This window comes from Pelagibaculum spongiae (assembly GCF_003097315.1).
Classification (GTDB): domain Bacteria; phylum Pseudomonadota; class Gammaproteobacteria; order Enterobacterales; family Pelagibaculaceae; genus Pelagibaculum; species Pelagibaculum spongiae.
In genome coordinates, this window is the sequence record NZ_QDDL01000004.1 from 400519 (window position 1) to 426703 (window position 26185).

Annotated in this window: 24 protein-coding genes, 9 tRNA genes and 1 pseudogene; 13 read left to right on the forward strand and 21 right to left on the reverse strand. The window is 44.7% G+C overall.

Translation table 11 applies throughout. From position 1 onward, the window contains the following. Window positions 1–265 precede the first annotated feature (265 nt). The 13 genes from DC094_RS12275 to uvrY form a co-directional block, all read right to left on the reverse strand. Window positions 266–1288, reverse strand: a complete 1023-nt coding sequence (locus DC094_RS12275) for a transposase (protein ID WP_133245536.1) — start codon at window positions 1286–1288, stop codon at window positions 266–268. 317 nt (window positions 1289–1605) lie between these two features. Continuing rightward, window positions 1606–1681: transfer RNA gene (locus tag DC094_RS12285), tRNA-Gly, on the reverse strand. Between the two features lie 61 nt (window positions 1682–1742). Further along, window positions 1743–1829, reverse strand: a tRNA-Leu gene (locus DC094_RS12290). 214 nt (window positions 1830–2043) lie between these two features. Beyond that, a tRNA-Gly gene (locus tag DC094_RS12295) sits at window positions 2044–2119 on the reverse strand. A 72-nt stretch (window positions 2120–2191) separates the two neighbouring features. Beyond that, a tRNA-Gly gene (locus DC094_RS12300) sits at window positions 2192–2267 on the reverse strand. Between the two features lie 70 nt (window positions 2268–2337). Next, window positions 2338–2413: transfer RNA gene (locus DC094_RS12305), tRNA-Gly, on the reverse strand. Between the two features lie 114 nt (window positions 2414–2527). After that, window positions 2528–2601: transfer RNA gene (locus tag DC094_RS12310), tRNA-Cys, on the reverse strand. Between the two features lie 93 nt (window positions 2602–2694). Continuing rightward, window positions 2695–2781: transfer RNA gene (locus DC094_RS12315), tRNA-Leu, on the reverse strand. A gap of 24 nt (window positions 2782–2805) precedes the next feature. Then, window positions 2806–2879 (reverse strand) — tRNA-Cys (locus tag DC094_RS12320). 79 nt (window positions 2880–2958) lie between these two features. Further along, a tRNA-Gly gene (locus DC094_RS12325) sits at window positions 2959–3034 on the reverse strand. A gap of 198 nt (window positions 3035–3232) precedes the next feature. Further along, window positions 3233–3808 carry a CDP-diacylglycerol--glycerol-3-phosphate 3-phosphatidyltransferase gene (pgsA, locus tag DC094_RS12330; RefSeq protein ID WP_339374123.1) on the reverse strand — a complete coding sequence of 192 codons (576 nt, stop codon included), beginning with the start codon at window positions 3806–3808 and terminating at the stop codon, window positions 3233–3235. 167 nt (window positions 3809–3975) lie between these two features. Next, complete coding sequence (gene uvrC, locus DC094_RS12335; RefSeq protein ID WP_339374124.1) at window positions 3976–5868, reverse strand: excinuclease ABC subunit UvrC; 1893 nt, start codon at window positions 5866–5868, stop codon at window positions 3976–3978. 135 nt (window positions 5869–6003) lie between these two features. Beyond that, window positions 6004–6651, reverse strand: a complete 648-nt coding sequence (gene uvrY, locus DC094_RS12340; protein WP_116687443.1) for a UvrY/SirA/GacA family response regulator transcription factor — start codon at window positions 6649–6651, stop codon at window positions 6004–6006. A gap of 159 nt (window positions 6652–6810) precedes the next feature. Between uvrY and DC094_RS12345 the strand changes: the two genes are divergently transcribed. Then, the gene (locus DC094_RS12345; RefSeq protein ID WP_116687404.1) at window positions 6811–7956 is read left to right on the forward strand and encodes a polysaccharide deacetylase family protein; all 1146 of its coding nucleotides are present in this window, start codon (window positions 6811–6813) and stop codon (window positions 7954–7956) included. A 105-nt stretch (window positions 7957–8061) separates the two neighbouring features. On the opposite strand, the gene DC094_RS12350 is transcribed toward DC094_RS12345, so the two are convergent. Together DC094_RS12350 and DC094_RS12355 are read right to left on the reverse strand one after the other, a co-directional pair. Continuing rightward, window positions 8062–9357, reverse strand: a complete 1296-nt coding sequence (locus DC094_RS12350) for a glucosaminidase domain-containing protein (protein WP_116687405.1) — start codon at window positions 9355–9357, stop codon at window positions 8062–8064. Between the two features lie 13 nt (window positions 9358–9370). Next, window positions 9371–10477, reverse strand: coding sequence for a response regulator (locus tag DC094_RS12355; protein ID WP_133245537.1), 1107 nt, complete (start codon window positions 10475–10477; stop codon window positions 9371–9373). 150 nt (window positions 10478–10627) lie between these two features. Here DC094_RS12355 and DC094_RS12360 point away from each other — a divergent pair, with 150 nt between their 5' ends. Continuing rightward, entirely contained in the window at window positions 10628–11173 is a 546-nt protein-coding gene (locus tag DC094_RS12360) for a UPF0149 family protein (protein ID WP_116687407.1), read from the forward strand. On the opposite strand, the gene DC094_RS12365 is transcribed toward DC094_RS12360, so the two are convergent. Then, window positions 11174–11518 (reverse strand): 4a-hydroxytetrahydrobiopterin dehydratase, encoded by a 345-nt coding sequence (locus tag DC094_RS12365; protein WP_206605642.1) that lies wholly within the window; start codon window positions 11516–11518, stop codon window positions 11174–11176. Window positions 11519–11563: 45 nt separating this feature from the next. Here DC094_RS12365 and trmB point away from each other — a divergent pair, with 45 nt between their 5' ends. After that, window positions 11564–12262, forward strand: a complete 699-nt coding sequence (trmB, locus tag DC094_RS12370; RefSeq protein ID WP_241504041.1) for a tRNA (guanine(46)-N(7))-methyltransferase TrmB — start codon at window positions 11564–11566, stop codon at window positions 12260–12262. A gap of 192 nt (window positions 12263–12454) precedes the next feature. Beyond that, window positions 12455–12802 carry a hypothetical protein gene (locus tag DC094_RS12375; RefSeq protein ID WP_116687409.1) on the forward strand — a complete coding sequence of 116 codons (348 nt, stop codon included), beginning with the start codon at window positions 12455–12457 and terminating at the stop codon, window positions 12800–12802. A gap of 21 nt (window positions 12803–12823) precedes the next feature. Here the strand turns inward: DC094_RS12375 and DC094_RS12380 are convergent, their stop codons facing one another. After that, the gene (locus tag DC094_RS12380) at window positions 12824–13705 is read right to left on the reverse strand and encodes an EamA family transporter (RefSeq protein WP_116687410.1); all 882 of its coding nucleotides are present in this window, start codon (window positions 13703–13705) and stop codon (window positions 12824–12826) included. A 330-nt stretch (window positions 13706–14035) separates the two neighbouring features. Between DC094_RS12380 and DC094_RS12385 the strand changes: the two genes are divergently transcribed. The 3 genes from DC094_RS12385 to DC094_RS12395 all read left to right on the forward strand — a co-directional run bounded on the left by DC094_RS12385 (window position 14036) and on the right by DC094_RS12395 (window position 16805). Beyond that, entirely contained in the window at window positions 14036–15466 is a 1431-nt protein-coding gene (locus tag DC094_RS12385; protein WP_116687411.1) for an aminotransferase-like domain-containing protein, read from the forward strand. Between the two features lie 127 nt (window positions 15467–15593). Then, window positions 15594–16514, forward strand: coding sequence for a recombination-associated protein RdgC (gene rdgC, locus DC094_RS12390; protein ID WP_116687412.1), 921 nt, complete (start codon window positions 15594–15596; stop codon window positions 16512–16514). Between the two features lie 66 nt (window positions 16515–16580). Further along, window positions 16581–16805, forward strand: a complete 225-nt coding sequence (locus DC094_RS12395) for a YdcH family protein (RefSeq protein ID WP_206605643.1) — start codon at window positions 16581–16583, stop codon at window positions 16803–16805. A 217-nt stretch (window positions 16806–17022) separates the two neighbouring features. On the opposite strand, the gene DC094_RS12400 is transcribed toward DC094_RS12395, so the two are convergent. Together DC094_RS12400 and DC094_RS12405 are read right to left on the reverse strand one after the other, a co-directional pair. Continuing rightward, entirely contained in the window at window positions 17023–17952 is a 930-nt protein-coding gene (locus tag DC094_RS12400; RefSeq protein ID WP_158527315.1) for an alpha/beta fold hydrolase, read from the reverse strand. Window positions 17953–18022: 70 nt separating this feature from the next. Then, a complete protein-coding gene (locus tag DC094_RS12405) occupies window positions 18023–18769 on the reverse strand; it encodes a tRNA-uridine aminocarboxypropyltransferase (RefSeq protein ID WP_116687415.1) in 747 nt (248 codons plus the stop codon). A 14-nt stretch (window positions 18770–18783) separates the two neighbouring features. Between DC094_RS12405 and DC094_RS12410 the strand changes: the two genes are divergently transcribed. The 6 genes from DC094_RS12410 (at window position 18784) to DC094_RS12435 (ending at window position 25054) form a co-directional block, all read left to right on the forward strand. Next, a complete protein-coding gene (locus DC094_RS12410; RefSeq protein ID WP_116687416.1) occupies window positions 18784–19161 on the forward strand; it encodes a hypothetical protein in 378 nt (125 codons plus the stop codon). 194 nt (window positions 19162–19355) lie between these two features. Continuing rightward, the gene (gene trmA / locus DC094_RS12415) at window positions 19356–20441 is read left to right on the forward strand and encodes a tRNA (uridine(54)-C5)-methyltransferase TrmA (protein WP_116687417.1); all 1086 of its coding nucleotides are present in this window, start codon (window positions 19356–19358) and stop codon (window positions 20439–20441) included. A 493-nt stretch (window positions 20442–20934) separates the two neighbouring features. Further along, the gene (locus tag DC094_RS12420; protein ID WP_116687418.1) at window positions 20935–23085 is read left to right on the forward strand and encodes an adenosylcobalamin-dependent ribonucleoside-diphosphate reductase; all 2151 of its coding nucleotides are present in this window, start codon (window positions 20935–20937) and stop codon (window positions 23083–23085) included. A gap of 67 nt (window positions 23086–23152) precedes the next feature. Further along, complete coding sequence (locus tag DC094_RS12425; protein ID WP_116687419.1) at window positions 23153–23887, forward strand: TSCPD domain-containing protein; 735 nt, start codon at window positions 23153–23155, stop codon at window positions 23885–23887. A gap of 419 nt (window positions 23888–24306) precedes the next feature. Further along, the gene (locus DC094_RS12430; protein WP_116687420.1) at window positions 24307–24624 is read left to right on the forward strand and encodes a hypothetical protein; all 318 of its coding nucleotides are present in this window, start codon (window positions 24307–24309) and stop codon (window positions 24622–24624) included. A 58-nt stretch (window positions 24625–24682) separates the two neighbouring features. Beyond that, a complete protein-coding gene (locus tag DC094_RS12435) occupies window positions 24683–25054 on the forward strand; it encodes a hypothetical protein (protein ID WP_116687421.1) in 372 nt (123 codons plus the stop codon). Window positions 25055–25858: 804 nt separating this feature from the next. Here DC094_RS12435 and DC094_RS22875 read toward each other — a convergent pair. Together DC094_RS22875 and DC094_RS21870 are read right to left on the reverse strand one after the other, a co-directional pair. Beyond that, window positions 25859–25960, reverse strand: coding sequence for an acyloxyacyl hydrolase (locus DC094_RS22875; RefSeq protein ID WP_116687422.1), 102 nt, complete (start codon window positions 25958–25960; stop codon window positions 25859–25861). Between the two features lie 8 nt (window positions 25961–25968). Next, a pseudogene (locus DC094_RS21870) lies at window positions 25969–26185 on the reverse strand (IS66 family transposase); the annotation flags it as partial.

The following is a 26185-nucleotide window of genomic DNA, read 5'->3' on the forward strand; positions in this document are numbered from 1 at the left end:
CCCCTGTGAAAATGCAACGATATCATTAAATAGTTGGCCAAGAAAAAACCCTGCCAGCCAAACTTTTTTCTTTGCACCCCAAAAAATGCCTTATGGAGATTATGCATCAAAATAATGTCCACCAAAGCGCCTGCATAGACAAAACCAGTGTTCATTCGACGGTTTTTCAGCAAACATTATTGGATAGCTGGCGTAGTAATGCCTACCAGCTAGCGCTCGCATCAAAATATATTCAATGGGTCGTTAGGAAATTAACAGGATGGCTTTAGGTGGGACCTAACCCTTTCTTTTGTTCTTTGTATTGCGCTCTGGCACGCTGCTTAAACTTCAATATATCGCTATAGCGACCAATTGCTGAAGTAAACTGTTTCATTAGCGACAGCCCGCGACCGCTCATGGTGCTGGCCCATTCGGTGGCATCTACTCGCAATTTCAGTCGATTAAAAATTGGCGGTAAGTCTTGCGACATGCGGTGTTTTTTATCATGGCGGGCCATCCGTGCGCTAGCATCAACAAGTTCTAGGTAATCTGAATATTTAAAAGGTAAGCACTTTGCTTGTTGTGCTTTTGTCATTTTTGGTTCAAGCAACGATTTTAATCTGGGGTAGCTCGATTTCAGGTTTCGTTTTTCTTTAATATTGATTCTGGCTTGTAGCGAAGTGTAATCGGAATCTTCTGGGGTTGTGGCGATACCTGCTCGCAGTGGATTAAGATCGACATAAGCCATGCAGGTTAGCAGCGCTTGTTCATCCAGCAAGGCTTGTGCTTTAAAGCGACCTTCCCAAAATCGGCCGGTGCATTTATCTTCAGCGTTGGCTTTGCGGGCTAGCGGCTCGTTAATTGCTCGCATAAACCAGCTAATACTCATTAGTCGTTCTCGGTAAATATCAGCGAAACTGACTGCCATATTTTTTTCTGCAGAGGTCATTGCTTTTCTTTTACGAGAATCGAGGTAATTCTGCACCAAGCGTTCGCCCTTAAAGACTTTGCAATATTGAGTCAGCACCTGATCATCGGTCCATTCTTGAGCTTTTGAAACATCGACAAACAGCACCAGATGATAGTGATTACTCATGATGGCATAGGCCGCTACTTCTATCGCAAAGGCTTTCACCAGTAAGGCTAGCCGATCGACAATCCACTGGCGGCGGTGATCGTAGTTTTGTCGAAGCTCGGGAACGATGGCCGGATCTTCACCGCACAACCACCCTCGCCTAACGCATCTTGAACAGGCATGGATGAACGGATTAGCTTTTGGATCGAACAGAATGGCACGTGGTGCAGGCATAATGAATTTGGATCGATTTATTAAGCAAACACTTAATAATTTGATTCCACTCCAGCTAATTTCAGTGGTTGACTGATATTAGCTAGCGCTTTGCAATTGAGGAAATTGAATATTTTTAACTGGTCATAGAAAAAGCTTTGGCTGGCAATGATCAATAGCGCTTTGCAATTGAGGAAATTGAATATTTTTAACTGGTCATAGAAAAAGCTTTGGCTGGCAATGATCAGGCAATGAATAGGCAATGAATAGGCAATGATCAGGCAATGAATATTCCTGCAGGTAAAAAAAAACCAAATCCGAAGATTTGGTTTTTAATTTGGAGCGGGTAACGAGGCTCGAACTCGTGACCTCGACCTTGGCAAGGTCGCGCTCTACCAGCTGAGCTATACCCGCTTACTTCTCACTATCTAAAGCAATATTTCACTGCTCTAGACCAAGGTGCCAACCTTGAAAATGGTGCCCAGAGCCGGACTTGAACCGGCACGAAGTTACCTTCGAGGGATTTTAAATCCCTTGCGTCTACCAATTTCGCCATCCGGGCGGATGCCTTTTTTCTGAAATCATTTCAAATTACGTCGTGCTATTTGAAGTAACGATTAATTACTACAAACATTCAATTTGGAACGGGTAACATGGCTCCTGATCTACAGGAAATGGTGTGACCTCGATCTTGGCAAGGTTACGCTCTACCAGGTTAACTGCCCTATTGCATCGTGCTATTTGAAGTAACGATTAATTACTACAAACATTCAATTTGGAGCGGGTAACGAGGCTCGAACTCGTGACCTCGACCTTGGCAAGGTCGCGCTCTACCAGCTGAGCTATACCCGCATCTTTTTGCGATTCGAAGCAACTTTCATTACTTCAAGCTTTCAGAATGCCAGTCCTGAACACTTAAAAATTTGGAGCGGGTAACGAGGCTCGAACTCGTGACCTCGACCTTGGCAAGGTCGCGCTCTACCAGCTGAGCTATACCCGCATCTTTTTGCGATTCGAAACAACTTTCGTTACTTCAAGCTTCTAGGATGCCAATCCTAGACACTTAAAATTGGAGCGGGTAACGAGGCTCGAACTCGTGACCTCGACCTTGGCAAGGTCGCGCTCTACCAGCTGAGCTATACCCGCTTCGTTTTGCGATTTGAAACAATTTTCATTGTTTCGAGTCTTCAAAATGCCACTCTTGAAAACTCATAACGAATAATAAAAACCCTAATTAAAGAACTTAATTATCCGAAAATCTGGAGGCTCGACCCGGAATCGAACCGGGCTAGATGGATTTGCAATCCACTGCATAACCTCTTTGCTATCGAGCCAGATTTTTCAATCTATTTTTAATGGCAACTGGTGATTGCAATTAAATTTTCTTTCAATAAAAAAGACCTCAGAGAGGTCTCTTTTATTTAATATGGTGCCCAGAGCCGGACTTGAACCGGCACGAAGTTACCTTCGAGGGATTTTAAATCCCTTGCGTCTACCAATTTCGCCATCCGGGCAGATGGATCGTACATCGTAAAATTTGGAGGCTCGACCCGGAATCGAACCGGGCTAGATGGATTTGCAATCCACTGCATAACCTCTTTGCTATCGAGCCAAATTTTATTGCTACTAACAAAAAATTAATTCTGTTAGTTATTCTGAAACACTACAAATAGATGCAACAGAAAATAATTTGGAGCGGGTAACGAGGCTCGAACTCGTGACCTCGACCTTGGCAAGGTCGCGCTCTACCAGCTGAGCTATACCCGCTTACATTTCGGCAATATAAAATAATTAAATACTTTATAAAGCAATTCTATCTGAACATCGAGGTTTTTATCTTGCTAAAACTTCGTAGTGACTGTTGCCTCGATTAGATCGGGTTGGGTCATGTCCAGTCAGCCGTGCCATGGCTGCGAAACGTGGGACGCATTATACGTGTGAAGCCTTTGCTGTCAACTGCTGGCGCTACTTAACAGTAGGTTTTAATGACGGCCAGGCCGCGATTAAATAGTCAACCATCGACCAAATGGTTAACACGACTGCAATATATAACGCCAAGTATCCGCCGTAGAAGAAAATATTTGCAACATGGGTATCGCCTGGTTGATAAAAACAAATCAAGCTGGCAATGGCACCCATCTGAAAAGAAGTTTTTACTTTGCCAATCCAAGAAACGGCGACTCGCGATTGCACTCCAATTTCGGCCATCCATTGTCGCAACGCTGAAATAACAATTTCACGTCCGATGATTACAGCGGCAGGAAGTGCCATCCAAATGGTTGCTTGATCTTGCACTAAACAGACAAGAGATACCGCGACCATTAGCTTGTCAGCAACCGGATCGAGGAATGCACCAAATGGAGAGGTTTGTTTAAGGCGACGAGCCAAAAAGCCATCGAGCCAATCAGTAAAGCCCGCCAACATAAAGATAGCGGTAGTGTAGTAGCGCCAACCCGTGTCATCAGACAGATAGAAGAAAACTACAAAGACTGGGATCAGGCAAATTCGAGTGAGCGTCAGAATATTAGGAATGTTCATCATAAGGCTATGCGAGTGCTTCTTGACTCTGTTATACCATCTTTCTATCTGTCCGCTAAGGCATTAGCTCAGGAAATTGTAAATTCCCTGATCTGTTAAACGAAAACCCAACCAATTAAATGTGCTTTTGTCACGTTTGTGTTGCAATTGCCCTTCTCGATTAAATATTGCTAATGAAGTGCATGATAAATCCGCTCCGCAAGGGCATTGCTGATTCCTGATACTTTTTCCAGCTCTTCTATGCTGGCACCCGATATGCCGCGAACACTGCCAAAGCGCCCAATCAATTCTTTTCGTTTGGCTGGCCCAACTCCCTCTATACCCTCAAGCTTTGATTGACTGCGTTTTTTATCGCGAATCTTTCTGTGATTAGTAATCGCAAACCGGTGCGATTCATCTCGAATATGCTGAATTAGGTGCAAAGCTGGAGAGTCGGAAGGCAGGTTAACTCCGATATCAATCGGACTTCTCAATAATGCTTCCAAGCCTGGCTTTCTGCTAACGCCTTTTGCAACACCGAGCAATGGTAAATCGGTCAATTCCAATTCACTGAGCACTTCAACCGCCTGGGTCATTTGCCCCTTTCCACCATCTATTAATAGAAGGTCCGGCAAAATGCCATCACCGGCTTTTACTCTAGAGTAGCGACGATGAATCGCTTGGCGCATTGCTGCGTAGTCATCACCACCGGTAATCCCGGTAATATTGAACTTTCGATATTCTGCTTTGGCTGGCACACCTTCAATAAACACCACACAAGAAGCAACCGTTGCTTCACCATGGCTGTGGCTGATATCAAAGCACTCCATTCTTCGCGGCATTTTTGGCAAATGCATCTGTTCTTTTAACGCATGCATCCGCTGCGCTTGATTGGCTTTGCGGCCTAAGCGGTTATCCAGCGCCTGATCTGCATTGGTTTGTGACAGTTTTTGCCAACGGGAACGATCACCGCGCACACTATCACGAAGCCTTACCTTACGATCGGTCTGATCTGACAGAAATGCCTGCAGCACTTCTTGCTGCTGCAATGCCTGTGGCAAGAGAATTTCTGTTGGCGGCTTATGTTCTGGGTTGAGATAAAACTGGGCAATAAAAGCTTCTAACAATTCATCAACCGAAGTGTCGGTCGGGCATTCGGGGAAATAAGCCCGATTACCCTGCAACTGCCCATTGCGAACAAACAGCACATGAACACAAGCACCGCCTGGACGAGTCGCTGCAGCAATAACATCCATGTCGCCACTGCCACCACTGATATGCTGCTGTTCCTGCAATTTACGCAACACTTGAATTTGGTCACGCAGACCGGCAGCCTTTTCATAGGCAAATTCAGCCGCAGCCAGCTCCATTTTAGCAACCAGCTTATTAATCACCGACTGATTCTTTCCCTGCAAAAACAGCCGAACCAGATCGACATCTTGCTGATATTCTTCTGCGGCGATCTTATCGACACAAGGCGCGGTACAGCGACCAATTTCATGTTGCAGGCAAGCACGCGAGCGATTGCGATAAAAACTATCGGAACATTGGCGCACCGGAAAAATCTTCTGCAATAAAGATAGGTTTTCTCTCACCGCTCCCACATTCGGGTAAGGGCCAAAAAACTCGCCCTTTTTTTTGCGACTGCCGCGATGAAAGTCGAGCCGGGGAAATGGGTGTGCTGAAAGAAAAATGTAAGGATAACCTTTATCGTCTTTCAACAGAACATTGTAGCGAGGGCGATGTTGCTTGATCAGGTCGTTCTCAAGAATTAACGCTTCGGCTTCACTATGGGTGACTGCAACCTGAATTCGAACGATTTTCGCCACCATCGCAGTGGTTTTTGCGCTGTCATGATTGCGATTGAAATAAGAAGAGACCCGCCGCTTGAGATTGGAAGCCTTGCCGACATAAATAATCACATCGTTGGCATCGATCATTCGATAAACACCCGGCCGCCCTGTTAGGCCTTTTACAAAACCTTGCAAGTCGAATGGCATGGGCTGTTCTACAGCAACGGTTTCTACCGCTGCGGCATCTGATGATGCCGACTCAGGTTGCTGTGGAGACGATCGATCCTTCAAATGCTCGCCCTCAGAAAATTCTCAGGGCAAAGCTTAACCGTTAAAACTCAGCTGACAAGCTCAAGCCAAACAATAGTCCGCTCAATACAGAGCAAACCTTGGTTTCTGGATTACTAAAAATAGCTAACGTCGTCGCTAAACGTAATTTTTGTTATCGACCAAACAATGCTTTAACGCCAAGTGCGTCATTTCAACATCATTGGTGACGCCCAATTTGTCGAACAATCGATAGCGATAACTATTAATGGTTTTAGGGCTTAAACAGAGCTGATCGGAAATATCCTGAATTTTCTCACCTGAAGTCACCATAATCAGCACTTGCATTTCGCGATCAGATAAGTGTTCAAATGGTCGATCTTCATCGAGCGCAACCACCTTCAGAGCCAGCATTTCTGCAACTGCTGGAGACAAAAATCGCTTGCCGGTTAACACGCTTCGAATCGCGCGCTCCATCTCTTCAACGCCCGCGCCTTTGGTTAAGAAACCTGACGCACCGGCTTGTAATAATTTACTCGGAATGGGTTCTTCGATGCTGGCGCTAATGGCAATAATTCTTAAATCAGGATCAAAACGCATCATTTTTCTGGTTGCTTCAATGCCATTCATTCCAGGCATTCGGACATCCAGCAACACAACATGAGGGCGGTGCTTTCTGGCGAGCTTAACAGCCTCTTCACCGTTAGCTGCTTCAGCTACTACTTTGATATCTCTTACATCATCGATCAGACGCCGAATCCCACATCGGACCAGCTCATGATCGTCTGCCACCAGAACTTTGATCAAGCAAGCCTCCATTTCTTATTGTTTTTGCAGCTTTTGTGTCAGAATACCCGCTTGCATTAAACGGCACTGACGCCTTTCATGTTCTTTTTCATTCTTGGGACAAATGCTCAATTGCACTTTCCTATTTCCAGAACTTTTATAACATAGATTCATATTCAGATGATTATTAAATCAAGACTTCTGGCTCGACCTTTTTCATTTATCCGCCGCTTGCCAGCTATGGTTCAGCTGATTTTAATTTGCACCAGTTTGATTGCACTGCCCGCCTTCGCTGAAGAAAATCCAGAAAATATAAATAAGAACAAAGTACTAGACGCAAGCAAGAGCTTCGGCAGTATTTTGCAGTATCACCATGTGAGCAATAAAACCCCCAAGACAACCAGCATCACCCCTGAGCAGCTAGAAACTCACTTTCGTTACTTGGAAAAAGAAAACTTCTCAATAATCCCGCTAGATGAGTTGGTAATTGCACTTAAAAACAAGCATGTGTTACCAGAGAAAACAGTTGCGATTACTTTTGATGATGCTTATGAATCAATTTTTGAAAATGCCTATCCACTACTTAAACAGCGTAACTGGCCTTTTACTATTTTTGTTGCAACTGACCCAATCGACCTTCGTTATGGCGGCATGCTCAACTGGGATCAGCTTAGGCTGATGCAGCAAAATGGCGCATTGATTGCCAATCACACTCGAGCTCACCGCCACCTCACCAGCAAGCTGCCCGATGAAACAGATCGCGACTGGCTAGCTAGAGTTGAGAAAGATCTGCGCTGGACCGAACAACGAATCGCTAGCGAAATCCCAATGCAAAAGGCTAAAGCCAAACTATTTGCTTGGCCCTATGGCGAGTTTAATCAACCACTTTTGACGTTATTATCTGATATGGAATATATTTCAGTTGCCCAGCACTCCGGCCCAGCCAGTGCTTTAGATGATTTCTCTGCTTTGCCGAGATTTCCTGCCAGTGGTCGTTATGCCAATTTGAATACGCTTAAAATTAAATTAAATAGTATGCCGCTAGCGGTTTCTAACTTGTCGCAACAAGCAGTTACTGATGCCAACCCACCTTTATTAAGCTTTGATTTGGAGAAAGGCCCATATGTGGCTCGCCAGCTCAATTGCTACGGCAGCGGCCAAGGTGAAATACCGCTAATTCGACAAGACAATCATTTTCAGATTCAAGCCAAACAAACTTTTAACATTCGCCGCTTTCGCTACAATTGCACTTTACGCCATCGCTCAATGAACAAGTATTTTTGGCGCTCTTGGGCGTGGGTTCGAGAAGATCTGCCAGAAGATTAGGTAATCGAGGAAAGGATGGCCGGGCTTCCTTATGAAATACATTCCCTGGAAATAAAAACGGCGTAATTGCATTAAACAATTACGCCGTTGTTGCCTTACACCTAATTAACTAGCGGGTGATGGCTCAGATTCACCTTCAATCAGCTCAAGCTTAAGCTCAGTTTCTGACAATTCAGCTTCTTGTTCTAGCTGGACAGGCATTTCTGACTGCGCGGCCTCAAGCGTCTGTTGATCTTGCGGCTCAAGCTCAATAGCAATGCTTTTATCTGCCACCATGCCCTCTACAACCACCTTAGAATCATCCGCTTTAGGAATAGCCAAGTGATCAGTGGTCTCAGCAGCTTTCGTCAAACCTTGGTTACCAGACAAACCTTCAATACCCGCTTCAGCTGGAATTTTCGGAGTCTGATCGACTTGCTGCTGGGAAGATTGATCACCGGTTTGCTCTACCATTTGCTGACTGGCTTCAGTTAATACTTCCGGTGCTGATTCAGGTAAAGCTTCTGGTTCTGGCTTTTTCTCAGGGCGTTTCGGTGCATATAACGCCAAGCAGTTAGTTTCTGCTTCGGTGATTTTGCGAGCTTCCAATCGATTAAAGCGAATCATACCGCGCAAGATATCGATATACTCAAACCCTTTACTGGAGTAGCTAACCAAGCCACCAGCCAACGTCCAACCATTAGCAGTTTGGCCGCGTTCTTTTACGCACTGACGTACCTTTCGAAGATCTCGATAACCAGCATGTCGATTAAGATTCAAAATGTAACTAGCAACCGACTCTTGCGGTGAACTGAATTTGGCCACTTCGTGCTTAGCGCCTTCAGTTCGGCTTTCTGGCACCAGGCCACAGCCGCGTGAAAAGCACCACTGACCAAAATAATTATTTCCCAGCGAAGCAAAGCGAGATGTTCCCCAGGCAGATTCATTGGCGGCTTGAGCTTGCGCCAAAGACTTTGGTACTGGTTGCACTTTAACCAACAAACCATCAATTATCGCTTGGGGGGTCAGCTGACCTTTCTTTGGTGACTTCAACCGGTATTTTTTTGCCAAGCGCGTCAAAAAATCTTGCTCAGTTGCGGTTAAAGGCGACTTATCTGACAAGGCAGCAATCGATTGATTAAGTGCTGAAATTCGTTGATTTTCAGTCTCAATAGCCAAACCAATGTAATTGAAGAAGCTCGACTTACGCTGCTTGCCTGACATTGAAGCAAAATCAGGCAGCGCAATTTTAGGCTCTGGCGGCTTCTCAGCTTGCTTCTTTGCAACTTCAGATGCAGTCAGGTCATTAAGATACCCATCGGAGCAAGGCTGCTGCCCGACATACCAGCCGATAAGCCCAGCCACAAATAATGAAGCAAACAGGCCCGTAGGCCATGCTCGTTGGCAAATTTCTTTTTTCATACTTCTCGAAAATTTAATTGATCAGGTTGTACACCGACAGCCCCAACGCGCCCAACGCGACTAACAAAGCAAAAGCACCGATCATTTTGCTTTGTGCCGAACCGGAAGCAACTTCCGATGAAAGATCATGTTTGATCGACTTCATCTGACTGACAACAACGGTCTGTGCGACAGACTTGGCAATGTCACCACCGGCTAACTGCCCGGCAGCAGTGGCTGCATCTTCTGCAACATTGCGCCCGGCATTCTCACTGATCTTATGTATTTCGGCAACCGCCTTAGGTGACAAACTACGAGGCTCATCAAGCCGTTTATCAATAGTTTCTAGTCGACGCTGCAGACTTTCATCAAAACTATTCAACTCCAAAGCAATCTGCTTTTTCACTGACTGATTAACCATTTGCAGTAGCTCTTTCTTAAGCTTGTCGCTGTCAGGAATCTTTTGTGACAACGAGCTACTAATTGCTTGCTCACTTTGGTTGATTTCATGCTGCAATACTTGCATAAAGCTTTGGCTAATGCGTTGGGTCAGTGATGGGATTGAATGTTCTAGGCGATCCTGAACTAACACTCTCACTTGAGCATCGAGTTCATCTTGATTCAAAGTAGCTTGCACAGGCGCTGATGCCTGCGCTGTTTTTTTCGGTGGGTTGATGACTGAATCTGTCATGGCCACTTCTGACTCTATTTCCGAAGCGACCGTCGCTACAATTGGTTGTATCACTGGCTGGTTTGCACTTTGCGCTGCATGGTGAGTTACTGCACTCGGGTATCTGGCTAGCATGCTTCTGACAGACGCCAAAGACGCCGGTTTAACTAAAATATCTGCCGCACCATGCGCTTTAGCTTGTTTTAAGTATTCATCACCATCGTTACTGGTGCACATCACCACCATCGGCGATGGATCTTGCTGAGTGATTTTTTCGGTGGTTTGCAGCCCACCCATACCGGGCATCATGTGATCCATGAACACCAGGCCTGGCGTATGATGTTGCATCAATTCCAAAGCCTGCTCGCCCGATTCTGCCTGTAAAACTTCTACGCCACATCGTTCAAGCAATTTACGTAGCATAAGCCTTGCTGAACGAGAGTCGTCTACCACTAAAACCTGTCGGGTCATATCGTCTGTCGCTGGCTTTAACAATTAAAACCAGCGTGCCTCCTTGTCTCTGGAAACTTCTGTTCCCTGAAAAATTAGCTGCCCTGAATCCAAGACAATTCACCGTCATTAAGATATAACAGGCGTCTTTAGTCCTCATACAACTATCAAATGCAACCTTGTGACCTTTATCACAACCTGGAAGACCAGTTAGCAGAACTGTTACCTGAATCAGATTCTGCATTGTCTCCGTTAGGTAGCCATGGCTATCTAACGGCGCTGGCTGTCAATCAAACAGCCACTTCCAAAGATGCCTTGTCCCAGCAATTATCCGGTGAAGAAACATCTGAACCAACACTGGAACTACTTGCGGCACAACTGTTGGAATCGATTGAAAAATCCCTTTATCGCGGTGAGAAGCCAGAACTTCCCTGCTCGTTACATCTAGGCAATGAGCCGGATGACAGTGAGCTTCGCGAATGGGCTGCTGCTTTCTTTGAAGTCATCATGGATAACCCCGATCGATGGCATCCAGAAAACCATCAGGAAGAAATTGCCCGTTTAATGCTGCCAATACAACTAGCCGCTGGTGTTTTAGAGCCAACAGATGAGCAAGCTGTGTTAAAAAACCGCAAGCTTAGCAAGCAAATATTGCAAGAAATGCCCAACGTGCTACAGGAATTGTATTTGTTGTATCAGGAACAAATTGATCAATAGCTATTCATTTGCATCAAGCAACTGATCTGTTTTGGCTGCCATGACCAGATCATTCTGGTGGAGCCCTTTAATTTTATGGGTCCACCAGTGCACTTCTACTTTCCCATATTCCAGTAGAATGCGAGGGTGATGATCATGTTCCATAGCAATTTCTGCAACCTGCGCAACAAATATAAAGGCATAGGCAAAGTCATCAAAGCTAAAACTGCGGTGCAGCTGTTGAACATCATCAATCGTTTCACAACGCCAATCTGATAACTGCGCTAAACCTTCAGCAAGCTGTTCATCGGTTAGCTGCGGCGCATCAGCTTGGCAGGCTTCACAAGTCATCTCACTCAGTTTCATAATTCACCTCTTTTGTTTTTCATTAGCCAGATTTGGATAGATACCGTGACAGTTAAGGGCAGTTCCAGGCAGATCACCAGTAATCAAACCGGCAACCACCCGGATTTGATGGAAAAACTTCAGCGCCATTTACAATCCCCTTTTATTCGCCCTTTTCAAGACTTTAATCGTCATGCTTTTGTTGCTGCAGAAAAAGCATGGCAACAGCATAGCGGCAAACTGATTTTAGATACCGGCTGCGGCACTGGCGTGAGTACGATAAACCTAGCTAAGCAAAATCCCGAGCACTTTGTGATGGGGGTTGACCAGTCAGCCGACCGACTGGAAAGAGAAAAAGAGCAACTACCGGAAAATATGCTACTGGTCAGGGCTGACTTAATTGATTTCTGGCGATTGGCGGTACAAGCCAATTGGGATGTTGAACAGCATTATTTGCTTTACCCCAATCCATGGCCAAAGAAGAAGCACTTGCCGCGTCGCTGGCATGGCCATGCGGTGCTGCCATATATTATTTCACTCGGAAGCACCATTGAGTGCCGCAGCAATTGGCCGGTGTATATCGAAGAATTTGCCCAGTCAGTGCAGTCATTAACCACCGGTCAAGTGAGCATTGAAACATTTCAGCCAGAAATTTTTCTAACGCCCTTTGAAAAAAAGTACCAGCAAAGCGGGCACGACTTATGGCGCTGCCGCATTGAAAACAATCAAGCGAGTCAAAATTTAATTAATTATTTCAATCTGTAATCAAAACAATCTCATCCATAACCTAACCTACAATCGATTGTTTTTGATATCTAAAATGTGCCACTTGCGTTGATTGCAATTAATGCAAGCGGCATATATCTAACGACAAACGCAGAAAAACTCCCGAAAAACCTTTAATGATTCAAATCAATATTCAATAATAACCCCCTGTTTCTTCAAAGGAGGTTGATAATGTTGTTTTCCTGGCCTCCTTTCGTTCCACCAAAACCAAGAACCAGCGCACCCAAACGACTGGTAGCCACTCAACCGGTCAGCAGTCAGCGAAATCGAATTGATAGCGAGAAAAGCTGGCTCGATCAACAACCGGTTCCCAGCCAATTTCAGCAGAAACCCGCCATCAGCAACAATCAAACAGCATCCGGCCAGCTATTGCGCCAGACCGCACTTGGCAATAAAGCCTATCAGGCAAAAGAAGCCGATAAACTTGCCCATCGCAGATTACTGCAGCATGCCAAGCTCACCGGCGATCAAAAAAACAGCCGTCAGCACAAAGGCAGTCAACTAGATTTGTTCGTTTAAGCCTCTATTTAAACCAGCACCTTAAGGCACCATCTGCCTTTTAAATAACTTCTGCCAAGCGATCTGACTAATTGCTAAACCGCCAATGACCAACACGCAAGCCAATATTTTTTGACTGCCCATCGCTTCCTGATAAAAAACCACCCCGCCAATCAAACCAAACACCGGCACCAATAAAGTCAATGGCGCGACCGTGGACAGTGGGTATTTCACCAGTAAACGATTAAAAACCCAGTAGCCCAACAAGGTAGTTGGATAGGCTTGAAACAGTACAGAAAACAGCGCTGGAGCATTCAAATGCTGCGGAAGTTGCAACAAACTATCAAAACCATGACTGGCAATCGATAAGGCAAATAACGGAATCGGCGCAAACAACATTCCCCAAATCATAAAGGCGAAAACATGCGGTGTTTTAGCCGACTTAACCAACACGCTAGTTAAGGTCCAGCACACCGCAGCAATCGCTACCAAAACAATTCCGGCAGCTGAGATAGAACCATCGTTAAGTTGCACCGAAAGAAATAATCCCGACAAAGCAACCAACGCCCCAATTGCTTGGCGTAGTTTCAACCGTTCTTTTAATAGCAACCAACCGACTAGCAACCCCAGTAACACATTAAACTGCAATAACAAACCCGCCATCCCAGCAGAAATACCCGCTTCAATCGACCAGGTCATCATGCCCCAAACTCCGACACCAAATACCAGGCCATAACCAATCAAGTATCGCCACGACACATCAGGCCGCCGCACAAAAAATACCGCTGGTATCGCCGCAAATAAAAATCTCAAGCCAGTTAGCAACAAAGGATCAATTTGGTTAACACCCAACTTAATCACCGCAAAATTAAAGCCCCATATCACCATAATGGCGATGCCTGCTAACAGATCTTTGAATTGCACTAGCAACCTCCACTAACCATTTGTATTTATATTTTTTAAAGCCCGACCGCAAACCATCCTGCCAAAAATACTTGCACAATTTTACTGATAACAAATAAACCACTACCCCAAGCAACCGCCTGAATTATAAATGAAAAAATCCCTTCAAATGTCATAACGCCTCTCTTGATCCCACGCTAAACCACATATTGCATCGCCAACACCTTCACAGCCGACCCATCCAGTATTTGCCAGAACACAAAGAGGTAACAGATACAATTTTTGATTAAAAACAGATAACAGTTATGCTGTCAGACAGAAAAATGACGGTAATCAAAATGAGTAGTGGCTATGCGATACAAACAACTGGCGGAAACATTTGTTGATGCAATTCAGCAAGGTGACTTAAAACCTGGTCAGCGAATGCCATCTTTAAGACAAGTCGCACTGCAGCACCAGGTCAGCATGACCACAGCTATGAACTGCTATCGCCAGCTAGAGCAACAACAATGGATTAACGCTCGTCCGCAATCTGGTTTTTTTGTCGATCGGCCTAGCATGGTCGAATCTGCAACGCTGGATTTTCCGCAATTTACCAGCCAGATCACCCAGCCCTATTCGCCCGGTGCAATCGAACCTGGCCCTTTGAGTTTGTCGCTAGTAGCGCCCCAACTCATGCCAACTCGCCAATTACAACAAAGCGCCCGTCGTGCGATGAAGCAATTAGGCAGCCAAGTGCATTTGTATCCAGAAATTCAGGGCAGCTTGGCGCTACGCCAGGCGTTATCTGAACACTTCGCGCGCTATCATTTTCCGTTTCAAGCTGACCAGCTAGTGATTAGTAATGGTTGTCTTGATGCGGTTCGCACCGCGCTGGAGGTCTGTAGCAAACCCGGTGATGTTGTGGCGATTAATTCACCCTGCTTTAGCGGCTTATTGAACCTACTCTCGGTGATGAATCGTACTGTGGTTGAAATCCCATCAACCACGCAAGGCTTAGATCTGGATCAGTTGGAACAACTAATCCAACAAGGAACCGTGCAAGCCGGTCTGTTTAGTACCACTCATATAAACCCGCAAGGGTTGACCCTGACAGTTGAACAAAAACAGCGGCTGGCAAAAATAGCTAATCAATACCAGTTTCCAATTATTGAAGATGATGTTTATTTCGAATTGGGTCATTCATCAAGCCAGCCATTACCGGCAAAATACTGGGATAAGCATGGCGATATTATTTGGTGCAGTTCCGTATCAAAAACTTTATCGGCGGGTTATCGATTAGGCTGGTGTTTACCCGGGCGATTTTTCAATGACTTTCTACAACAGCGAATTTTAAACAGCCATGGCGTGAACACACCGGCACAAATGACCATTGCTGACTTAATCGGCAACGGCCAATATTTAAAGCATTTGCGGCAAATACGCAGTCAATTATTAGCTCATGCAACAGGTTACCAACAATACCTCAAGCAAAAACTACCTAAAAACACCCAGATGAGCCACGTATCTGGCGGCATGGTGCTTTGGTTACAAATCCCAGGATTAAACTCCGACCAACTGGCAATCACTGCCAAAGCAAAAGGAATCGAATTTGTCCCCGGCAGTAGTTTCACTACGCTGGCGCTATATCACGATTGCTTACGAATCAATATGGGTTGGCCCATTGAAAATGCAGCAAGCTCTGAGCAATCAACTCAATCATCAGACCATCTGCCAGCACGGCAACAATTAGATCAATTGATTGAACTGATTCAGCAGCAGCTAAGCAAAACCTGCCAGTAACTGCTGGCCAAGTGCATACAATACCCAGCATTTTTTAAAATCATCTGACAAGTTTGCGCCGGTCGATTAGCCCAGCTGTTTTTTCTGATATGATCGCGTTTTTTACGACCGAGTAATATCCAACCTTATGTGGTTTCGCAATCTGCAGATTTATCGCCTGACTGATGGTTTTTCATATTCACAAGAAGAACTTGAAGTAAAACTTGAAGAAATGGCTTTCAAACCATGTGGCAAAACAGACCCCAGCCGCAGCGGATGGGTCGCCGCCCTACCAGGCAGCGCCACTTTGCTTAGCCATTATGCCGAAGGCAATTTACTGCTGAGATCTCGTTTGGAAGAAAAAATCCTTCCAACATCAGTAGTCAAAGAAGAGCTGGACGTTAAAGTTCAAGAAATTGAACATAAGGAAAACCGCAAGGTTGGCCGTAAAGAAAAAACTCAATTGAAAGAAGAGATTACTTTCACTTTATTACCTAGAGCCTTCACTCGCTCACGCTATATTCGCATTCTGATTATGCCTGAGCACAACCTGCTGATTACCGATAACAGCAGCGCGGCTAAATCAGAAGAAGTGATTCATCAGCTACGCCAAGGTTTGGGAAGTTTGCCGACAATTCCATTGAGAATCAGAACCTCACCTTCTGCTGAAATGTCACGCTGGTTGCTAGAAAGTAACTTTCCGGCCGGATTTACCCCTGAGCAGGCCTGCGAAATGCGTGCTCCAGAAAAAGACGGTGGCATACTGAAGGTCAAAGATCAGGAATTAACTTCTGATGAATTATTGGCCCATTTACATTCAGGGATGGAAGTCAGCCAATTAGCGGTTAACTGGCGAGATCGCCTGACCTTGACCTTGCACAAGGACTTAAGTCTGCGACAGATTAAATTTACAGAACTGTTGCAAGAAGAATCTGACAACCAAGCCGGCGAAGATGCAGAAACTCGTATGGACGCTGACTTCTGTTTGATGTGTAAAGAATTCAAACCATTAATTGATGATTTAATTGAATCATTTGGTGGAGAAGACAGCAGCTTGGGCGATAATTAGGCTGATTGTGTCTGCGAGACAAATCATACTCCCTGTTTTGTGCAGGGATGAATGGAGGATTCAAACGTGGAAACCCCTGAATCAGAATCAGCGGAAAGAAAGCTTAGCGCTTTATATCAGTTGAAGGAGCTTCGCGTTGAGCACCGTGACTTGGACCATGCAATTCACCTATTGCAGGAAGCACCTTATATTGATCAGCTGCAAGTTAAGCGGATGAAGAAGCGCAAATTGTTATTGCGCGATACCATCGAGCGATTGGAAAGTGAGCTGATCCCTGATTTAAATGCTTAGTGTTTTTGCAGACTTGCCAGCAAATATTCCCAGTTAGATCTCAATAAAAAGGTGCTTTTTTAAAGCACCTTTTTATTTACATGGATGTAATGTATGTCGTAAGGAGGCAGGAGCCGGTACGACGATTTACATGGATGTAATGTATGTCGTAAGGAGGCAGGAGCCGGTACGACGATTTACATGGATGTAATGCATGTCGGTTTACAAAAAACTATCGTTATAAAACTGCAGTTTCTAGCCAATCAGCCACCATTTTTGCAGAAGATTGCGGCTGTTCCAGCATAAAGCAATGGCCACCATCGATACTTTTCTGTTCAATCGATGGGTTGTCCTTTTTAAGTTTTTTCATTGCCTTGGCAATAAATGGCAAGCCTTTTTTACAGTAAATAATACCACTGCTTTCACCAGGCATTTTATTCAGCATTGGCCATAAGCCTTTCGGAAAACCTGAAAAAATAGCTGCTTCGGTTTGTGGGCTGCAATTCAGCTTTAGTTGACCGGCTTCGTGGCGTAAACCCTCTTTTAAAAACCAGTCAAAAGCCTGATCATCCCATGCTTTATAAATGCCGCGATAGCGTAAATAACTCACCGCTTCCTGCTGATTGCCCCATTCTGACTTACGCGCTTTGGCGCGCTTGGCCAACGGCGTTTGCCCCATTAGGCCTAAACTTTTTAGCAGGCGAATACTTAAAATCATACCGGGTGGTTGAATCACCGGATCAAGCAACAATGTTTTTTGATAAGGCCATGGCTTGTCGCCTCGCATCAACTCTTGTGCCATCAGCATTAACATGACACCGCCAACGCTATGCCCTAGGGCAATTACCGGGCGATCCCCCCAATGACGCTTGCGCCGCTGAAAAGCCGCCGCCATAGAACGCGCCGTGGCATTCCAACTTTCCAGCCCCCCTTTTCTAGTTTCACTGGAGCCATGACCTTCCAAATTGAATAGGCACAAATGATATTTTTCAGCCAGCGGTTTTAAAAAGGGCCAATAAGGCAAGGCGCAAAAACCATTGCCATGAAACAGACAAATCACCGGAGCCGAATCGGAAGGTGGTTGTTTTAATTCATAACCGCCTAAAAGAAAGCCTCCGACATCTTCATGCCACGCTGATAATTCCAAAGGAATATTTGTACTACTCAAAACCCGCCCCATCTTCTGAAAAAATTAACTCATGATCACTATGCGATGCCGATAACGCTAGAACCTAACCTCATTCGAGATAATTCTTGCGATAGGTCTGCTCACCCATGGCATCAATTTGCATATCAATCATCTTATCCATCACCCTTCGCAAGGGTCGATAGTCATTTTTGTTATTCTCAATTCGCTGCAATAAACAACAAGCCGCTTCCAGGGTCGATAACCCATCAGCAATTTTAGTACTTCGAATTCGGTAATTACCCTGTTCTAACTGTTCCAGCTTTAGACAAGGCAAGCTTTTCAAATCATCCGATTCCAGATACATCGCCTTAGCTTTTCGCCAGGTTGCATCTAGTAAAACCAGCAAATCCGGCTGCACCTTTGGCATCACTTGCTGTTGAAACCCTGCACTGCCTACCGCCACCGCTTCATCAGAGGGGAACACCAGCCAGGGATTTTGGTAATTCGCCAGTTTATCCTGAAGCCGCTGGTACTGGTTAAAGCTTTTGGAAACAACCAGTTCACAATTACATAAGCCTAGTTTTAGCAACCTACCGGTATTTAGTGGGTGGCGAGCCTCTGCTGGAGTTTGCAGTATAAGTAGCGAAATGGAATTATCAATCCGCTTGTCACACCGTGGCAACCACTGACACAAGCACACTGCTTGAGGCCGAAAACACACTTTACAAACTTCACGCCCCATTGTTTTACCTATGACTAACAAAAAAAATCTTATTGGCAGCATCAGCTTCACCACTAATACTTTGCCTAACCGCTTCAACAACAACTTGGATTTAGGCTCACGGATGGCCGTCACTTGAGGGCATCATCATGAGTCATTGGTTAAATAGCAATCCAGAACTAACCCAACTGTTATGTCCAGGCGAAATGCCATCATCCTCGGCTGATTCTGGCGAAAATTACGCTGTTTTTCAGCAAACGCCAATGATCGATTGGAATCATCTGACGCTGTTTAATTTAATTAGCGGCCCAAAGCAAGCTTCTGGCTTGTTTTATACCGACCATTACACTGCTCGGCCGATGGTTGATAAAAACCATAAACCGTTAAATTTTGCCGGTGAGTTTCATACTGGGAAAGACGGTCAACTGACCTTTACCATTAACGGTGATCGTTGGATTTTGCTGACCCAACCTTTTGTTCACGCTCGCCCTTTCACTGAGTACATGAGCTTGGTGAATGAGCACTAAGCTTTACTCGATATCTAACTTGATCCCATGGGTTGTGATCTTAAGATGATCGCAGCCTTTGTTGCACGTTTGCTAGGTTAACGATTAATCTTTTCTATTTTGTTTTTGCTTACTGATCTAGATAATTGGCAGGTCTTTTTCTATTACTTCCTGTTAGAATCTGCGGCCGATTTTAGGCAGCGAAGGTTCGCACTGTGGTATCCGAAAACCCGCAAGATTACCAAGATCAGTTGGAACAAAAAGTTCAGCAAATTCAAGCTCTGTTTTCCGAGCTGGAAATGCCAGAACTGGAAGTATTTGATTCTCCAGCGACTGAATACCGCATGCGTGCAGAATTCCGCTTTTGGCATCAAGGCGAGCGTAGCTTTTATGCCATGTTCGATCCTAAAGATCGAAGAACACCGATTGAAACGACCGACTTCCCACAAGGCTCGGCCACTATTCGCCGCTTGATGCCTTTATTGCTGGAACAAATTCACTTGTTCCCGGAAATTCGTCGCAAGTTATTTCAGGTTGAATTTTTAACCACATCAACTGGCGAAGCACTGATTACTCTGATTTACCACCGAGCGCTGGCCGAAGAATGGCAAGCCCAGGCGGAGCAGATTCGTGATGCACTCGGCATTCAAATTATTGGCCGCAGCAAAAAACAGAAAATTTTGCTTAACCAAGACTATTTGGATGAAACATTAGAAGTTGACGGCAAACCTTTGGTTTATCGACAAATTGAAAGCAGTTTCACCCAGCCTAATGCACGTATTTGTGAAAAGATGCTCAGTTGGGCGAGAAGTTGTAGCGAAGGTGCCAAAGGCGATTTGCTTGAGCTCTACTGTGGCAATGGCAATTTCTGTATTGCGCTGGCCGATAAATACCGCAAGGCACTGGCGACCGAAATTTCCAAAACTTCTATTAAAGCGGCGCAATACAACCGAGAAGTTAACGGCATGGATAACCTAGAGTTTGTTCGCATGTCGAGCGAAGATTTTACCCAGGCTATGAATGGCATTCGCCCCTTTCGCCGTTTAAAAGATACCCCGCTGGATCAATACGACTTCCAGACTATTCTGGTTGATCCACCCCGTGCCGGTCTCGATGAAGACACCGTTCAAATGATCAGTCAGTTTGAGAACATTATTTATATCAGCTGCAATCCGTTAACTTTAAAAGACAATTTAGAGGCCTTGGGCGAAACCCATTCTGTTGAGCGCCTGGCATTGTTCGATCAGTTCCCTTGGACTCATCACGTTGAATCGGGTGTGTTACTGCGCAAAAAAACTTAGCGATACAACTACTGGCTAAGTATTAACTAACAAGGTGATTCAAGCTTAAGCGCCCTAATTTTATTCAGGGCGCTTTTTTGTTCTCACCGAACAGAATTTGACCTATTGATCGAAAAGTTTGTCATTGGTTAACCAATATTTTAACTGCAACTAATCTTCTCAACCTGATGATGAAATTCACTATAACTTTGGCTCGAAATAAAGTGACAAGTAGGCACATTTGAATGCAAGATAGCGCAATCAAAAAAGATGACAAAGCAACTGCTTCACTCAAACTTTGCAAAAACAATCACTCATAGATTGTAATCGCACTGAGCCCGATAGCAGTCATTAACCTGCCAGATATTGTTCTTCAGCCTAGCTGAAAAAAACCCTTCTTTTGAAAATTTCAAGTCTATCTTTTCGCATATGTTGTGGTTGATAATGGCGGAACACACTAAATGCTGTGCTTTACTATAAGAACAGTCGCAACTGGTGCAGACAAGGAATGATAATGAGCAAACCGTTGAAAGTTGTTTCCGCTACTCCGCGGGAAATTCCTTTCCAAGAAACTTCGCTGACAATTTGGGATTCCAAATACCGTCTGAAAGATAAGCAAGAAAATCCCGTAGATAAGGATATCGACGACACCTACCAGCGAGTAGCAAAAGCATTATCTGAAGTTGAAACCACAACCGAAAAACAAAAGCTGTGGCAGGAAAAATTTGCCTGGGCTTTGAAAAATGGTGCAATCCCTGCCGGCCGAATTATTTCCAACGCTGGTGCCCAAGCTTACAAGCCAGCCACCTCCACTATTAACTGTACCGTGTCTGGCACCATTGAAGATTCAATGGACAATATCCTCAAGCGCAACCACGAAGCAGGGATTACCCTGAAAGCCGGTTGCGGTATTGGTTATGAATTCTCGACCTTGCGACCACGCGATGCCTATGTATCTGGTGCCGGTGCGCGTACTTCTGGCCCACTGTCGTTCATGGATATCTACGACAAGATGTGTTTCACCGTGTCTTCTGCCGGTGGCCGTCGTGGCGCACAAATGTCGACTTTTGATATTGGCCATCCAGATGTTGCTGAATACATCACCGCTAAGCGTGAAGATGGTCGCCTACGCCAGTTCAACTTGTCTCTGTTGATCACCGATGATTTTATTCAAGCGGTAAAAAATAACGGCGAATGGCCATTGGCGTTTCCAATGACCGAAAAGGAAATTATTTCAGAAGACATTCAGCTGGAAAACAATTCAAAAGTTATCTGGCGCGAATGGTCGACCACCAAAGATTATCTGACTAATGAAAAAGGTCAGGTAGCCTGCCGAGTACACAAAATTATCAAAGCACGCGAATTGTGGGATGTGATTATGGAATCCACCTACGATTACGCCGAGCCAGGCTTTATCCTGATTGACCGGGTTAACGAGCAAAACAACAACTGGTTTTGCGAAAGCATTCGCGCCACTAACCCATGCGGCGAACAACCTTTACCGCCTTACGGCAGCTGCCTGTTGGGTTCGGTTAATTTGACCCGCTTTGTTGAAGAACCCTTCACCGAGCGAGCCCATTTTAACTGGGAAAAATATAGCGAAGTGGTCGGCGTATTCACCCGCATGCTTGACAATGTGGTCGAAATTAATGGCTTACCGTTAGAGCAACAACGACACGAAATTGAAAACAAGCGTCGTCACGGCATGGGTTTTTTGGGCCTTGGCTCGGCACTCACCATGCTCGGCATGCCTTACGGTGAAGCCGACTCGGTTGAATTTACTGACAAAATTGCCCGCGAATTGGCATTAGCCGGTTGGCGCGCAGGCTTGGAGCTAGCCAAAGAAAAAGGCGCAGCGCCAATCATGAGCCAACAGTTTGAAGTCACTAAAGCCATGCTTAATCAACGACCAGAAATGGTTACAGATGGCTATAAAGCCGGTGACCAGGTCGAAGGTAAAATTCTACATGCGCGCTATAGCCGTTATATGCAGAAAATTGCCAAAATCGACCCAGCACTTGTCGATCAAATTGCTCAGCTAGGCTGCCGCTTTACCCACCATTCATCTATTGCACCGACTGGCACTATTTCATTGTCGCTAGCAAACAATGTATCGAATGGTATTGAGCCTAGTTTTGCCCATCATTACAGCCGTAACGTAATCAAAGAAAACAAAAAGTCCAAAGAAAAGGTCGATGTGTTTTCTTATGAATTACTGGCGTATCGCACCTTGGTTAATCCAGATGCAATGCCTTTCAGCAAAGATGAAAAAGCAAAGCTGCCTGAGTACTTCCGCTCTTCTGACGATGTACTGCCAAAACAGCATGTTGATATTCAAGCAGCGGCTCAATATTGGGTCGATTCATCGATTTCCAAAACCATCAACGTACCTACCGACACTGAGTACGATACGTTTAAAGATATTTACATGTACGCTGCCGACCAAGGCTTAAAAGGCTGCACCACCTTCCGCTTCAACCCGGAAACCTTGCAAGGCGTATTGGTTCGCGAAGATGATTTGAAAAACACCACCTACCAGTTTGTGCTGGAAGACGGCTCAATTATTGAAGCTACCGGTGAAGAAGAAATTGAATATGACGGTGAAATGCACACCGCGGCCAATTTGTACGACGCCTTGAAAGAAGGCTACTACGGTAAATTCTAATTTAATGGTTTACATATTTTTTTCGGGTTTGTTCAATCAAACCCGAATTGACGAGATGCAATAAAAGATGGTTAAGAAAATAGAAAGTAAAATTGTTGGCTTTCAAGTAAAGAAAGACGACAAAAAAGAAAAACAGCCTGCAGCTGAAGCAGCCCCTTGCAGTAAATGCGTTGAGCGCGAAGCATCCGAGCAGAGCAACCAAAATATCCAGCAGATGCATGAAAAACTGGATCGACCAGAAATGCTGGTGGGCAACACCTATAAAATTAAAACCCCACTTTCTGAGCATGCACTGTATGTCACCATCAACGACATCATTCTCAATCACGACACTGAGCACCAGCAACGCCGTCCATTTGAAATGTTTATCAACTCAAAAAACATGGACCAGTTCATGTGGGTGGTGGCATTAACTCGAGTACTCTCGGCAGTTTTCCGTAAAGGCGGCGACGTTAAGTTTCTGGTCGAAGAACTAAAAGCTGTTTTTGATCCACAAGGTGGTTATTTCAAATCCGGCGGCAAATACATGCCTTCGCTAGTCGCTGAAATTGGTGACGTACTAGAAACCCACCTAACCATGATCGGCATGATTCAAAAACCTGGCTTAGATGTTCACCAGAAAAAACTGATTGCCGAGAAAAAAGCTCAGATGGAAAGCCAGAACAGTTCAGAAAGTGAGCCAGAAGAAACCCAACAATTTCCACCCAATGCCCAGCTATGCAAGCAATGCATGCACAAGTCGGTGATTATTATGGATGGCTGTGAGACCTGCTTGAATTGCGGTGCGTCTAAATGCGGATAGGTTAGTTTTTCGGGAAATAAATCCGAACATCAATCCCTGGTAATACCGGGGATTTTTTTGCTGAAGTGGCTGACCGATTGGGCAGCTCGGTTCGATGTGTTAGTGCAAACGTTTCTATAGCGGTCACTTGCATCTATCGACAGCACATTTAAAATCGAACCAATATTTTGTGCACGCTTTGACTCAACGACTATAGGCCAATGCATATTTTGCCGTAAAAGCAGCGAACAATTTTGCTTTAAATCAAATAGTTGAGCGAGCCTCGTTTCGAAATAACGAGAAACCTGTTATTTTGGGATAACAGGCGGGCAAGGTTGGCAGACTCGAGAAAAACAAGATGAATTTCAAGTTGTTGCACCAACCAGCATACTGAGCTACCGGTATATCGCGCATGCGCAGTATTAAGCTGTTAGCCCCCAATGGAAGCTGTCATGCAGATACATCTAATAGAAAAAGAGAAGCGATTTACCTGTATATGCAAAACATCCAAAAGTTGGGAAAGCGGTTTCTGGAAAGTCTCAATCAAAGTAGCAGAGGGTCTTATTGGTGGTGACATATTTCTCCATACAGCCCAAGTAATGCCCTCATACTTCGGCGGAAAAATAACCGGCTACCACATTCAAGACTCTGGAGCGTGGCAAGGCCGAGTAATTTTTCATTTCACAGCAACTAGCGAACACAAAAGTGTAAAAACCTCCAAGTCTGGCTGGGGCATGGAGAAAAAAATCGTAAGATAATTCGGTGAAAGTGCTCACAAGCATCTGCAGCCACCAATCAGATAATAAAAGGTACTCCATGGAGAAGCTCAAAGAAATCCTCAAGGAAATAGATTCTGGAAAATATTCCTACGAATCTGAAAGCGATAGTTTAAAGTCATTACAGGAATTTCAAAATACAGCCAAACGTATTATTTCTGCAAAAAAACGTGGCTATATTAGCAGTGAAGTTCATCAAATAGATTATCAGAATCCGGAGCAAATGGTTCGCCATGTCCTTGTACAAGGGGGCTTAACATTAGAAGGGTCAGAATTTCTGCATTCTACAGAAGCCATGCCAGAAGAACCTTTCAAAGAAGACATAATTGATATCAAACCAAACTTTGCGGGCATAAAAACCGATGCCAAAACCGATGCCAGCCAAAGCTTTCTGAACTTCAACCCCAAATAGTTTTTATCTCAAGTAGACCAGTAAATTTAAATACTGGTCTACTTGCAAGAAACCTTGCCAGCCAAATTCTTAAGATATCAAAGCCATTTAACATTAATTATTTTTATGTCACTAGCATCTTCACAGTTGACAAGTAGCTTTTATTATTGGTCAACTGTGAATTAAAAAACACTTACTTAAAACCTTGCCAACCAAAGCTTTCGACCCATAATCAATTCTTGCAGTAGCACTACCGCCTTACCCACCGTACACCAATTACTCAGCACGACTAAACGCTTGCAAAACAGATCAGAACCAACAATGATAATGGTATATTAACAGTGAAAATCAATATAGTTTCTGATTTAATTGGAGGGTGAAAACCTACCAGCCATAGCTTTCGCACATCACCGTAAAATTTATTTCATAAGGAATTAGCGTCGAAACAACGCATCTCAACGCCAATGAATTTAGGATATAACGCAAAAAAAAGAGAATGTTTTTTCGCACAAGCAGAACTTCAGATTCAACCCGTAGGTTTTTAAGCACAGAAACCAAGACTGCTAGTGAGTGGCACTCAATCATCCAATAAATGCGCATGGTTTATCTGAGCATTTGTGCCTTATATTGTTCTCGGGCACGTCGCTTGAATTTCAATATGTCAGCATATTTTCCAACCGCTGAAATCAACTGTTTCATTAGACTGATACAGATGGTCTGCGGCCACTCATAGCGAGGATTTTCTTCGTCGCGCCGCCCTACCCCCATAGATCCTACCAAAGCACCGAGACATGCCCCCAGCCTTTTGACTGGGGGTTTTGCTATTCAAAATTTAAAACCTAAGTTCAGCACTTGGAAATCTAACCCTTCATTTGGCTCTTTAATTCCGGCATTAGAGTAATGCAAGTATTGCCAGCTTGTAACCATTCAGCATGTCACACCAACCGATCCAATTTCTCCTGAATAAAGTCCGGCCATTTACCCGCAAATAATAACGACAAAGCTTCCCCAACACCGACCCCATGTTTTTGGCAGGTCGATATATAGCTCCGGATTCTGCAATACGCTTTCACGCCATCCCATGAGCGGAAGCAGCCTGATATCTTCTGCTGAACCTTGCTCATACGGAAGTCCCGTTCACCCTGATTATTG